Source organism: Stenotrophomonas sp. TWI1149 (assembly GCF_039673155.1).
In the GTDB taxonomy this organism is placed as follows: Bacteria; Pseudomonadota; Gammaproteobacteria; order Xanthomonadales; family Xanthomonadaceae; genus Stenotrophomonas; species Stenotrophomonas maltophilia_AA.
This window is the reverse complement of sequence record NZ_JBDJLB010000010.1, coordinates 93,638-106,108: the sequence shown is the minus strand read 5'-3', so window position 1 is coordinate 106,108 and position 12,471 is coordinate 93,638. Positions and strand designations below refer to the sequence as shown.

Below are 12,471 nucleotides of genomic sequence, written 5' to 3'. Positions count from 1 at the left end.
GGGATTACTTGACGCGGCGGACCTTGGCGCGGGTGTTGATGCCTTCCACGCGCAGATACCACACACTGGAAATGCCCGGAATGACCGAGACGTTCGCGTCGGTCTTGCGCACGCCGCCCACGGTCACCGCATCGGTCTGCTCCCACACCTGTCCATTGGCGAGGGTATACGTGCGCCCTTTGCCGAAGCCCGTGAACTCGCCAGGCAGCGTGCTGTTGATGGGGTCCTTGCTGCCGAAGTCGAAGAAGCCACGGTTCTTGACGATCACCTCCTGGCGGCCTTCTTCGCGGGCCTGCTCGCGCACCTGCTCGCGTGCATCGGCGGCTGCCGCGGCCACCTTGCCCTGCAGCCAGTTGTTGAGCGAGGCCATTTCCTGCGGGCTCAGCTTGTCCAGTCCGGCCGCCTTGAATTCGGCCGGCGACATCTGCTGCTGGAGATCGCCGTCGACCACGCGCTGGGCCAGGGCCGGCAGCGAAAGACTCATCAGAACGGCCGCACAGGCCAACAACCGCAGACGGGAATAGCGCATGGCAGGGTTTCTCCTAGGGATGGCCGCAGTGTAGTGCCAGCGCCCCGGCATGTGCACATGCCGGCGACGGCGATTGTCGGTTGGGCGCTGCGGCGCTAGTGTAGGTGGCCTCTGTCTTGTCTGTACGATGCTGTGAACCGCGCTTCTGCCCCCGGCCTGGATGCCTTGTTGAACCGACCCTCGGTGGCCTCGCTGCCGGCTGAACTGCGCGACGCGTTGCTGCAGCGCTGGCAACAGCCCGAGGCCGATCTGGATATGCGTGCAGGCTGGTCGGTGCTGGCCGACACCCTGGATGCGCTGTCGTTGCTGTCGGCCGACGAGTCGGCATTGCTGGCCACGCTGTTGTTCGATCTGCCCTGGCTGCGCGCCGGGCTGGACGCGTTGCCGGTCGGCGCGCTCAAGCCGGTGGTGGTCGGCCTGCTCGACGGCCTGGACGCCGCCGACCAGGTGTGGGCGCTGCACGCCGGGCGCGAGGCCGGGCGCAACAGCGAAGGCCTGCGTCGCCTGCTGCTGTCCATCATCCGCGATCTGCGCGTGGTGCCGATCCTGCTGGCCCGCCAGTTGGCCCGCATGCGCGGTGCGGATCGGCTGCCCGCGGAAGAGCGGCGCGCACTCGCCCAGCTCACCCGCGACATCCACGCGCCGCTGGCCAACCGGCTCGGCATCTGGCAGCTGAAGTGGGAACTGGAAGACCTGGCGTTCCGCCACCTGGAACCGGACACCTACCGCCGCATCGCCCGCGAGGTCGACGAAACCCGGTTGGCCCGCGAGCGGTATGTCGAGGGCGTCAAGAAAGCGCTGTCGCGTGAGCTGATGGCCCAGGGCATCCGCGCCGAGGTCAGCGGCCGCCCGAAGCACATCTACAGCATCTGGCGGAAGATGCAGAAAAAGCGGCTGGCCTTCGAGCAGCTCTACGACATCCGCGCCGTGCGCGTGATGGTCGATGACGTGGCCGCCTGCTACGCCGCGCTGGGCGTGGTGCATGCCCTGTGGGCCCCGGTGCCGAGCGAGTTCGACGACTACATCGCCCGCCCGAAGGCCAACGACTACCGCTCGCTGCATACCGCCGTGGTCGGCCCGGAAGGGCGCACCATCGAAGTGCAGATCCGTACCCACGACATGCACGCGCAGGCCGAGCTCGGCGTGGCCGCGCACTGGCGCTACAAGGAAGGCAGCAAGGGTGCGGAGAAGGCCTTCGACCGCAAGATCACCTGGATGCGCCAGCTGCTGGAGCACTCCCAGGAAGGACATGGCGGCGAACTGGCCGGCGCGCTCGACGCCGAGCTGACCGAGGACCGGGTCTACGCGCTCAGCCCCAAGGACGAGGTGATGGACCTGCCGCAGGGCGCCACGCCGCTGGATTTCGCCTACCACGTGCACACCATGGTCGGGCACCGCTGCCGTGGCGCGAAGGTCAATGGCCGCATCGTGCCGTTGACCTACCGCCTGCGCAGCGGCGACCGGGTCGAGATCCTGACCGGCAAGGAAGCCGATCCCCGGCGCGACTGGCTGCTGGCCTCCAGCGGTTTCCTGGCCAGCAACCGCTCGCGCGAGAAGGTGCGTGGCTGGTTCCACAAGCTGGACCGCGCGCGCAACGTGCTGGCCGGCCGCGAGCTGCTCGAGCGCGAACTCAAGCGCCTCGGCCTGCAGCACGCCGACCTGGCCATCGCGGTGAAGAAGTTCCACGCCGACAGCGTCGATGATCTGTACATCCAGGTGGCGCTGGGCGATACCGGGCCGAACCAGGTCAGCCGCACCTTGCTGGAAGCCGAACGTGCCGCCAGCCAGCCGGCCGCGCCGGTCCTGCCACGCCCGACCGCGCGGCGCGACAGCGTGCGCAGTGCCGACTTCACCGTCCAGGGCGTGGGCAATCTGCTGGTGCAGCTGGCGCGCTGCTGCCAGCCGGTGGCCGGTGAGCCGATCGTGGGCTACCTCACGCGTGCGCGCGGCGTGACCGTGCACCGCACCGACTGCGCCGCGCTGGCGCGGCTGGCGGCCGCCAGTCCGCAGCGCATCCTGCCGGTGGAGTGGGGCCAGGCCGGTGGTGGCTACGAAGTGGACGTGGTGGTCGATGCGGTCGACCGGCGCTGGCTGCTCAAGGACATCACCAACCTGATCGCACAGGAAGATGCGTACGTGCTGGACATCCACAGCGACAACGTCCGCAACAGCGGCCGTGCGCACCTGCGCCTGCGTTTGAAGGTCAGCGACTACGGGCAGCTCTCCACCCTGCTGGGCAAGCTCGATGCACTGCCCGGCGTCAGCGAAGCCCGGCGTCTAGGCTGAGCTCACGTGCCCCACGCTAGGCTCGCGCCATGAGCCGGGACGATGACAGGCATGAGGCCGCCCACGAGGCGTTGCGACGCGTGCGCCGCGAGGGCCGCTGGTGGTGGGTGCAGGCGCGTCATGCGCGGCGGATCTGGCGCTGGGCGCTGCTGGTCGCGGTGCTGCTCTTCGTCGGCCTGGCATTGCTGCGCCGGCCGCTGGCCAACTGGTTCTGGAACGAGCCGCAGATCGAACAGCTGCTCGACCAAGGCGATCGCGCGCTGGCCGCGGGCCGATTGAGTGCTGCCGATGGCAGCGGCGCACGCGAGTCCTTCGAGGCGGCGCTGGCGCTGGACAACGACCGCCTGCAGGCGCGCAGCGGCCTGGCCCGCACCGGCCAGGCCGCCCTCCAGCAGGCCCGTGATGCGCTGGACCGTGGCGACGTCCCGGCTGCGACGGCTGCGCTCGCGCTGGCGCGCGCGTTGCAGGTGCCGCAGCGCGACGCCGACGCGGTGGCGCAGCAACCGCACGCACACGACCAGGCACGCGCGGGGATCGGTGCCTTGCTCGGCCGTGCCGAAGCGGCCCTGCAGGCGCAACGGCTCGATGGCAGCCCGGACAGCGCGTTGCCATTGTTCCAGCAGGTGCTCACCCTGTCGCCCAACCAGCTCCGCGCGCTGGAAGGGCGCGAGGATGCCCTCTCGGACCTGTTGCAGCAGGCACGCACCGCCGCCGATCGCGGCGATGTCGCACGCGCGGCGGAGCTGGTGCGCAGTGCCCGGGGGTTCGATGCCGGGCATGTCGATCTGCCCGCCACCCAGGAGGCGGTGAACAATGCGCTGGAGCGCCGCCAGCGGGACGGCGAAGCCGCGGTCCGTCGGCAGAAGCTGGACGTCGCGGCGGAGGCCTTCGCCGCGGTGCTCTCAGCGTTGCCGGACGATCCTGCCGCGCGCCGTGGCCAGCTGCAGGTGGCCGATGCGCAACTGGCACGCGCGACGCGGCTGGCCGGCAACTTCCGCTTCGACGAGGCCGCGCAGGCCGTGCAGGCGGCTGAAACACTGGGTGCGTCCACACGTGCGCTGGAGGCAACGCGGCATGCGATCGAGCAGGCCCGCGGTTCCCAGGCGGCACTGACGACCCCGGCAGTGCCGCGCGCGCAGCGCGAACGCACGCTGCAGCGCCTGCTCGCACGCCTGGAGGAAGCGGAACGCGGTGGCCAGTTCCTCGAGCCGCCCGGACGCAGTGCCTATGACGCCCTGCGTGAAGCCCAGGGCGTGGCGCCGCAGGATCCGCGGGTGCGTGCCGCGGCCAGGCGTCTGCTGCCGGCAAGCCGGCAGTGCTTCGAGGATCGCCTGCGCGAGAACCGTGTGCTGGCCGCCGGTGCCTGCCTGGACGCCTGGCAGACGCTGTCGAACAACGAGGCGGGCCAGGCGGCCGCACGGCGTCGGCTGGCACAGCGCTGGCTGGCCATCGGCAGCGAGCGCCTCGGCTCGGGGGACATCGCCTTCGCGCAGCAGGCGCTGCTGCAGGCCCGCCGTTGGCAGCCGGACCTGCCCGAGCTGCCGGCGTTCGCCGAGCGCCTGCGCAGTGCCGGCGGTGGCGCCGGCAGTTAGTCCCCGAACACCCGCTGCACGGTGGCGCGGGCGGCATCGAGCGAGAAGTGGTCCACGATGTTCTGCAGACCGGCGGCCGAAAGCCGGCGCCACAGCGCCTCGTCCTGATAGAGCCGGATCACGGCCTGCGCGAACGCCTCGGCATCATCGGCAACCAGCACATCCTCGCCATCGCGCAGGTGCATGCCTTCCACGCCGCAGGTGGTGGCGACCACCGGCTGGCCATGCGCCATGCTCAGGTTGACCTTGCCCTTGACACCGGCGCCGAAGCGCAGCGGTGCGACCGCGATGCGGACGCCATCCATGTACGGCACCACGTCTGGCACGAAGCCATGGATCTCCACCCCCGGCTGGGTCGCGGCGAGGTCGCGCAGCGTGTCCGGCACCGCCGCGCCGATGCAGTGGAAACGGATGTCGGGGAGCTGTGCGCGGATCCGCGCGAACACGTCGCCGATGAACCACTGCATCGCATCCAGGTTCGGCGGATGGCGGAAGCCGCCGACGAACACCAGGTCGCGCCGCTCGGCCCAGTCCGGGCCCGCCCCGGCCACTTCATGCAGGTTGGAAATCAGTTCGACCATGGCGGTCGGTGCATCGATACGCAGTTGTTCGCGCTCGGCGGCGCTGACCAGTACGGTCACATCCACCTGCTCCATCACCGCCAGCTCGCGCGCACGGGTGCGCTCGGCGTTGCGCAGCAGGCCGGCGTCGCCGGCGATCTCGGCCCCACGACGCTCGCGCAGGTAATGCAGGTCGACCGTGTCGAACACGGTGCGGGCCTGCGGCGCGAAGCTGCGCAGCAGCGGCAGGCACTCGTGGGCGACGTGGTAGCGCACCATCATCGCCACGTCGAAGCGGGCACCGTTGGCGCGCAGCCACGGCGCCACGCCGACCAGATAGGGGGCGTACCAGACTTCAACGCCGAGCGCCTGCAGCGCCTCGGTGGCCGCGCCGCCATGCTCGCGCCGGGTCGGCACGAACACCACGTGGATGCCGTCGTCGAGCAGCATCCGGATCAGGTTGTACTGGCGCAGCGAGGCCGAATCGCGGTCCGGCTGCGGCACTTCCTCATCCAGGATCAGGACCTGGCGCTGGGTGCGGTGCAGCAGCGCCGGCGAGGGCACGCTGCCCACCGCGGGCTGCGCCTGCAGTGCCTCGGCCCATTTCGCCGCGAACACGCTGCGGTTGCGGACCTGGTACGCCTTGATCCCGCTGCCGGTATCGGTGCCGTTGCTGGTGCCTTCGTCATGCACCACGCGGCTGGCCGGCTGCACCAGCACGCGGTGGCCACTGGCGCGGACCGCGAACGCCAGGTCGGTATCTTCGTAGTAGGCCGGCTTGTAGCGCAGATCGAAGCCGCCGAGTTCGTCCCACAGGGCGCGCGGGATCATCAGTGCCGCGCCGGAGCAGTAGTCGGCGTCGCGCAGCGCGCTGTAGCGGGGATCCTCGGGCGACTCGAAGCGGCCATAACTCCAGCCGCTGCCGTCCTGGAAGATCACCCCGCCCGATTCCTGCAGGCGGCCGTCGGGATAGAGCAGCTGTGCGCCGACCAGGCCTGCGCGCGGCACCCGTGCGAAGGTGGCGAGCAGGGCATCGAGCCAGCCCGGTTGCGGCACGGTGTCGTTGTTGAGCAGGACCACATACTGGCCGCGCGAACGCGCGACGCCGTCGTTGCAGGCCTCGATGAAGCCGCCGTTGGCCGCCCGCACCTCATAGCGCAGGCCGCCGATCCGCGGCATCCAGGTCGTGGTCTCATCGCTGCTGCCGTCATCCACCACCAGGATCTCGCAGTCGACCAGCGGCGGATGGGCAGCCAGCGCCCGCAGGCAGGCAAGGGTGTGCGCGGCGTGGTTGTAGACCGGAATCACGATGCTGACCACCGGGCGTTCGCTGGTCGGGACCGTGAACGGCGCGAACGGCGTGGCCGCGGGCAGGTACAGCGGCGCGCCGCGCGGGGCCGGCACGGCCTGGGTGTGGACCCGGATCCGCTGCCAGGTAGCGCGCCAGCCCCGGGTGCGCAGGCTGGCCAGACTGCGACGGAACAGGCCGAGCATGCGGTTCAGGAAATAGCGAGCATCGGCCAAGGACATCGACATCCCGTTGCAACTCCAGCTTAAGCGGGGGAACCCGGGAGAACGCGCCGCTCGCGGCGGCTGCGTTAGACTCGCCGGACTTCATATTCTCGCATCCCCGTGCCCCGACGCTACGATTCCGACGACATCGACGAGTTCGACGACGACACCGAAAGCCGCGGCCCGCTGTGGCGGCGCCGGTTGATCACCTGGGGCATGGCAGCTGTCGCGCTCGGGCTGGGCTTTCTGATCCCCTATACGGTGTACCTGAACCAACAGGTCACCCAGCGCTTCGGCGAGCTGCGCTGGCAGATTCCCACCCGGGTCTATGCGCGCCCGCTGGCGCTGGCGCCCGGGGTGGCGATGGATGCGGCCACGCTCAAGACCGAGCTGGCGGCCTCGGCCTACCGCGATGACGGGATCGGCAAATCGCCGGCCACGTATTCGCAGGAAGGCGGCCGCTTCGTCATCTCCAGCCGCGGCTATAACGACGTCGACGGCCGGGTCGCCCCGCGCCGGGTCGAGCTGAGCCTGTCCGGCGGGTCGATCGCTTCGCTGCGCGACCCCGACAGCCGCAAGGCCCTGAAGGCCGCGCGCCTGGATCCGGCCCGGATCGCGACGCTGTATGGCCAGAAGCAGGAAGAGCGCCGGCTGGTCCGGATCGAAGAGACCCCCGAACTGCTGGTCACCGGCCTGCAGGCGGTGGAGGACAAGGACTTCAACCGCCATCACGGCATCGATCTGAGCGGCATCGCCCGCGCGATCTGGGTGACCGTGCGTTCCGGTGGCCAGAGCCGCCAGGGCGCCTCGACCCTGACCCAGCAGCTGGCCCGCAGCGGCCTGCTCGGGATCGGCAAAGAGCAGACCGTCACCCGCAAGTTCAACGAGGTCCTGTACGCGCTGATCATGGAGGCGCGCTACGACAAGCGCACCATCCTGGAGGCCTACCTCAACCAGGTGTACCTGGGCCAGCGCGGCAGCCAGGCGATCCACGGCATGTCCTCGGGCGCGGAGTTCTGGTTCGGTCGCGACCTCGCCTCGCTCAATACCGAACACGTCGCGCTGTTGATCGGCCTGGTCAAGGGGCCGTCCTATTACGACCCGCGCCGCAACCCCGAACGCGCGCTGGACCGGCGCAACTTCGTGCTGGGCAAGCTGCGCGAAGCCAACCTGATCGACGATGCCGAGTACAAGCGTGCGGTCGATGCGCCGCTGGGCGTGCCCAAGACCCCGGGCCTGATCGCGGCCAACCGTTTCCCGGCGTACGTGGATCTGGTCCGTCGCCAGCTCGGCCACGATTATCCCGAGTCGGTGCTGCAGGGCGCGGGCCTGAGCGTCATGACCGGCATGGCGCCGTCGGCGCAGGCGTATGCCGAAGGCGCGGTCACCAAGACCATCACATCGCTGGAGAGCAAACGTCGTCCCGCACTGCAGGCCGGCCTGGTGCTGACCGACGTGCACAACGGCGACGTGCTGGCCGTGGTCGGCAGCCGCGATGTCTCCGAACCCGGTTTCAACCGCGCCATCGAGGCCCAGCGTCCGGTCGGTTCGCTGCTCAAGCCGTTCGTCTACCTGCTGGCGCTGGCGCAGCCGGACCGCTATTCGCTGTCCAGCTGGGTCGACGATTCACCAGTGACGGTGCAGCTGAGCCGCGGCAAGCAGTGGTCGCCCGGCAATGCGGACAACCGCAGCCACGGCACCGTCCGCCTGATCGATGCGCTGGCCCATTCCTACAACCAGGCCACGGTACGGGTCGGGATGCAGGTCGGCCCGGAGCGGGTCACGCAGTTGATCCATGTCCTTGCCGGTCTCAAGGCCGATCCCAATCCGGCGGTGATCCTGGGTTCCACGGACCAGAGCCCCTACGCGATGGCCCAGCTGTACCAGTTCCTGGCCTCCGGTGGCGAAATCCAGCCGCTGCATGCGGTGCGCGGCGTGCTCGACCCGCAGGGCAAGCTGATGAAGCGCTATGACAAGACGCCGGCGCCGGCCCAGGAAGGCGACTCGATCGCCGCAAACCTGATCAGCATCGGCCTGCAGCAGGTCGTGGCCAGTGGTACCGCACAGCGCCTCAATGCCGACGGCCTGGGCCGCCTGCAACCGGCCGGCAAGACCGGCACCACCAACGACGGCCGCGACAGCTGGTACGCCGGCTACACCGGTGACCATCTGGCAGTGATCTGGATGGGCAACGACCAGAACGAACAAGCGGGGCTGTATGGCGCCACCGGCTCGATGCGGGTCTGGTCGGGCATCTTCCAGCGCCTGCCGAGCTCGCCGCTGAAGGTGAGCAACAAGGGCCTGGACTGGCAGTACGTGGAAGCCAGCGGCACGGCCACCACCGATGAAAGCTGCCCGGGCGCGCGTCGCTTCCCGTTCGTGGTCGGCTACACCCCGGCCTACGTGCCGTGTACCGCGCCGAGCGCGTTGCCGGAAGGCGAGGGCGGCGAACAGAGTGAAGGCGGTGGCTGGCGCAGCTGGTTCGGCCTGGAGAAAAAGCCCGAGCCCGCCCCCGAACCGGCGCAGAATGCACCGGCCGCCACCCCCGCGCGTCAACCCTGATCGAGGCCTGCCTGCATGACCACCCGATTCCTGATCTGTTCCGCTTCGCTTGCCACGCTGTGCCTGGCCCTGGCGGCCTGCGTCACGCCGCCCCCGGTCGTGAAGGCCCCGGTCGACACCACCACGCCGGCCCAGCGCCTGGCCGCCGTGGATGCCGCCGCCGGCAATGACGACAAGGAACTGGCCGTGCAGCCGCTGCGCGACAGCGAAGTGGAGGACCTGCGCCAGGCCGCGCACGCCCGCCGCCAGGCCAATGATCTGGCCGGCGCCGCGGTCGCGCTGGATCAGGCGCTGGCGATCATGGCCTCGGATCCGTCGGTGCTGCAGGATCGCGCCGAGATCGCGCTGCTGCAGGGCGACTGGGCGGCAGCGGAAACGTTCGCGCGCAAGTCCATCGAACTGGGCTCGAAGACCGGCCCGCTGTGCCGTCGCCATTGGGCGACCATCGAGCAGTCGCGTCTGGCCCGTGGTGAAAAGGAAAACGCGGCATCGGCGCATGCCCAGCTGGAAGGCTGCACGGTGCCGGGGATCATGCGGTATTGATGTAGCGCCGGCCGGCCAACGGCCGGCACTACACTGTCGTCATGTCCCAACTTGCCCACGCCAGCCGCGATGCCCTCAGTGAGGGCGGGGCGCTCGCCAGCCAGCTCGATGCCTTCGTTCCGCGCCCGGCCCAGCTGCGCCTGACCGCGGCGATCGCCGAAGCGTTCGACCAGCGCGACGTCCTGCTGGCCGAAGCCGGCACCGGCACCGGCAAGACCTATGCCTATCTGGTGCCCGCACTGCTGTCCGGGCTCAAGACCATCATCTCCACCGGTACCCGCGCGCTGCAGGACCAGCTGTATCACCGCGATCTGCCGCGCGTGCGTGCCGCGCTCGGCGTGGGCCACAGCAGCGCCCTGTTGAAGGGGCGCGCCAACTACCTGTGCCGCTATCGGCTGCAGCAGGCGCGCGGCGAACCGCGCTTCAGTTCGCCGGAGCAGGTCGCGCAGTTCCAGCGCATCCTCGCCTGGTCCGGGCGCACGAAGTTCGGCGACATGGCCGAGTTGGAGGCGCTGCCGGAGGACTCGCCGCTGTACCCGATGGTCACCTCCACGGTCGACAACTGCCTCGGCACCGAGTGCCCGTTCTGGGACGACTGCTTTGTCGTGCAGGCCCGGCAGCGGGCGCAGGCCGCCGACGTGGTGGTGGTCAACCATCATCTGCTGCTGGCCGACCTGGCGCTCAAGCAGGAAGGCTTCGGCGAAATCCTGCCCGGCGCCCAGGCGTTCGTGATCGACGAGGCGCATCAGTTGCCGGAGCTGGCCGCGAACTTCTTCGGCGAAGGCTTCGGCATGCGCCCGTGGCAGGAGCTGGCACGCGACTGCCTGGCCGAGAGCCGCAGCGTGGCCGGTGCACAGGCCGCGTTGCAGGAGCCGGCTGCCGCACTCGAACAGACCCTGCGCGACCTGCGCGTGGCGATGGATGGCCTGCCGCCGCGCGGCACGCAGTGGCGTGCGCTGACCGTACCGCAGGTGCGCGATGGCTTCGATGCGGCGATGAGCACGCTAGTGCAGCTGCGCGACGCGCTGGCGGGCGTGCGTGAAGCATCGCCCGGCCTGGATGCCTGCCATGCGCGTGCGATGGAAGCCGTATCGCGGCTGTCGCGCTGGCTCGGCGACGACGCACCGATGCTGGACTTCGACACCGATCCGGACGAGGCGCCGGCGCCGGCCGAGGTGCTCTGGTACGAACTGACCCCGCGTGGCTTCCGTTGCCAGCGCACGCCGATGGATGTGTCCGGCCCGCTGCGCGAGCACCGGCAGCGCTCGATGGCGGCCTGGGTATTCACCTCGGCCACGCTGACCGTGGACGGTGGGTTCGAGCACATTTCCCAGCGGCTGGGCCTGGACGATCCGGTCAGCCTGCTGCAGCCCAGCCCGTTCGACTGGGCCCGGCAGGCGCTGTGCTATCTGCCGACCGATCTGCCCGATCCGGCTGCACGCGGCTTCGGCACCGCGTTGATCCGGGCGCTGACGCCGGTGCTGGAGGCCTCGCACGGCCGGGCGTTCCTGCTGTTCGCTTCGCATCGCGCGCTGCGCGAAGCGGCCGAGGCGCTGCGCGATGCCCCGTGGCCGCTGTTCGTGCAGGGTGAGGCCCCGCGCGCGACCCTGCTGCAGCGCTTCCGCGAGTCCGGCAACGGGGTGCTGCTGGGCTCGGCCAGTTTCCGCGAAGGCGTGGACGTGGTCGGTGATGCGCTGAGCGTGGTGGTGATCGACAAGCTGCCGTTCGCCGCGCCGGACGATCCGGTGTTCGAAGCGCGGCTGGATGCGATCCGCCGGGACGGCGGGAATCCGTTCCGCGACGAGCAGCTGCCGCAGGCGGTGATCGCGCTCAAGCAGGGCGTGGGCCGCTTGATCCGCAGCGAGACCGATCGCGGCGTGCTGGTGCTGTGCGACCCGCGGCTGCTCAGCCGCGGCTACGGGCGGATCTTCCTGGATTCGCTGCCCCCCTTCCGCCGCACCCGCTCGCTGGGCGATGTGCAGGCCTTCTTTGCGCCACAATGGCCCGTCGCTGGACCCGCGCCCGCACCTGCGGCTGCGTCTGCGCAGCCGGTGCAGGCCGTGCAGGCCACCGATGACTTTCCCACTTCCCTGTTCTGACCGCCATGAAACTGCTCGCCTTTGAAACCGCCACCGAAGCCTGCTCCGTTGCCCTGTATGTGGATGGGCAGGTCAGTGAGCGCTTCGAGATCGCTCCGCGTCGCCACGCCGAACTGAGCCTGCCCTGGGCCGAGGCGCTGCTGGCCGAGGCGGGCGTGGCGCGTTCGCAGCTGGACGCGATCGCGCTGGGGCGTGGCCCGGGCGCGTTCACCGGCGTGCGGCTGGCGATCGCGATCGCGCAGGGCATCGCCCTTGCGCTGGATCGCCCTTTGATCCCGGTCTCCACGCTGCAGGCGCTGGCACTGCGCGCACCGGCCGAGGCCGATCACGTGTTGGCCAGCATCGATGCGCGGATGGGCGAGGTGTATGCGGCGCGCCACATCCGGGTGGACGGGCAGTGGCAGCTGCAGGGCGAGGAAATCGTCTGTGCGCCGGAGGCCGTGGCGCTGCCCGAGAGCACGCGCTGGTTCGGCGTCGGCACCGGCTTCGGCGCGGCCGAGGGCGTACTGGCCACGCGGCTGGCCGATCAGCTGACCGGCGTGGATGCGCTGGCACTGCCGCGTGCGTCCGATGTGCTGGCGCTGGCGGTACCGGCCTTCCAGCGCGGCGAGGGCATGGCGCCGGAGCGGGTGGAGCCGGCCTATCTGCGCGACAACGTGGCGCTGACCCTGGTGGAACAGCAGGCCGCACGGGCCGCGAAGCTGGCCGCCTCGTGAAGCAGGTCAGCTCGTAAGGCTCACGCATGGCGTGGCTCTACCGGCCATGCGTCCAGCACGGTAGAGCCACGC

The 12,471-nt window shown here is 70.1% G+C and carries 8 protein-coding genes; 6 read left to right on the top strand and 2 right to left on the bottom strand.

Going from position 1 to position 12,471, the window contains the following annotated elements:
- Positions 1–4: 4 nt before the first annotated feature.
- Positions 5–529, bottom strand: coding sequence for a hypothetical protein (locus ABE424_RS12755; protein ID WP_346478813.1), 525 nt, complete (start codon positions 527–529; stop codon positions 5–7).
- Between the two features lie 132 nt (positions 530–661).
- Between ABE424_RS12755 and ABE424_RS12750 the strand changes: the two genes are divergently transcribed.
- Both ABE424_RS12750 and ABE424_RS12745 read left to right on the top strand, forming a co-directional pair.
- On the top strand, positions 662–2,815 hold the full coding sequence (locus tag ABE424_RS12750; protein WP_346478812.1) for a bifunctional (p)ppGpp synthetase/guanosine-3',5'-bis(diphosphate) 3'-pyrophosphohydrolase: 2,154 nt from the start codon (positions 662–664) through the stop codon (positions 2,813–2,815).
- Between the two features lie 29 nt (positions 2,816–2,844).
- Positions 2,845–4,407: a hypothetical protein gene (locus ABE424_RS12745; protein ID WP_346491568.1), complete on the top strand. Its 1,563-nt coding sequence runs from the start codon at positions 2,845–2,847 to the stop codon at positions 4,405–4,407.
- Here the strand turns inward: ABE424_RS12745 and ABE424_RS12740 are convergent.
- Complete coding sequence (locus ABE424_RS12740; protein ID WP_346491569.1) at positions 4,404–6,503, bottom strand: glycosyltransferase; 2,100 nt, start codon at positions 6,501–6,503, stop codon at positions 4,404–4,406. The two genes, ABE424_RS12745 and ABE424_RS12740, sit on opposite strands and share 4 nt — an antisense overlap.
- A 96-nt stretch (positions 6,504–6,599) precedes the next feature.
- Between ABE424_RS12740 and mrcB the strand changes: the two genes are divergently transcribed.
- Genes mrcB through tsaB form a run of 4 tightly spaced genes read left to right on the top strand, consistent with a single transcriptional unit; the run spans position 6,600 to position 12,399 of the window.
- Positions 6,600–9,041, top strand: coding sequence for a penicillin-binding protein 1B (gene mrcB, locus ABE424_RS12735; protein ID WP_346491570.1), 2,442 nt, complete (start codon positions 6,600–6,602; stop codon positions 9,039–9,041).
- A gap of 15 nt (positions 9,042–9,056) precedes the next feature.
- Entirely contained in the window at positions 9,057–9,584 is a 528-nt protein-coding gene (locus ABE424_RS12730) for a hypothetical protein (RefSeq protein WP_346491571.1), read from the top strand.
- Positions 9,585–9,625: 41 nt separating this feature from the next.
- The gene (locus tag ABE424_RS12725) at positions 9,626–11,683 is read left to right on the top strand and encodes an ATP-dependent DNA helicase (RefSeq protein WP_346491572.1); all 2,058 of its coding nucleotides are present in this window, start codon (positions 9,626–9,628) and stop codon (positions 11,681–11,683) included.
- 5 nt (positions 11,684–11,688) lie between these two features.
- Complete coding sequence (tsaB, locus tag ABE424_RS12720) at positions 11,689–12,399, top strand: tRNA (adenosine(37)-N6)-threonylcarbamoyltransferase complex dimerization subunit type 1 TsaB (RefSeq protein WP_346491573.1); 711 nt, start codon at positions 11,689–11,691, stop codon at positions 12,397–12,399.
- Positions 12,400–12,471 lie beyond the last annotated feature (72 nt).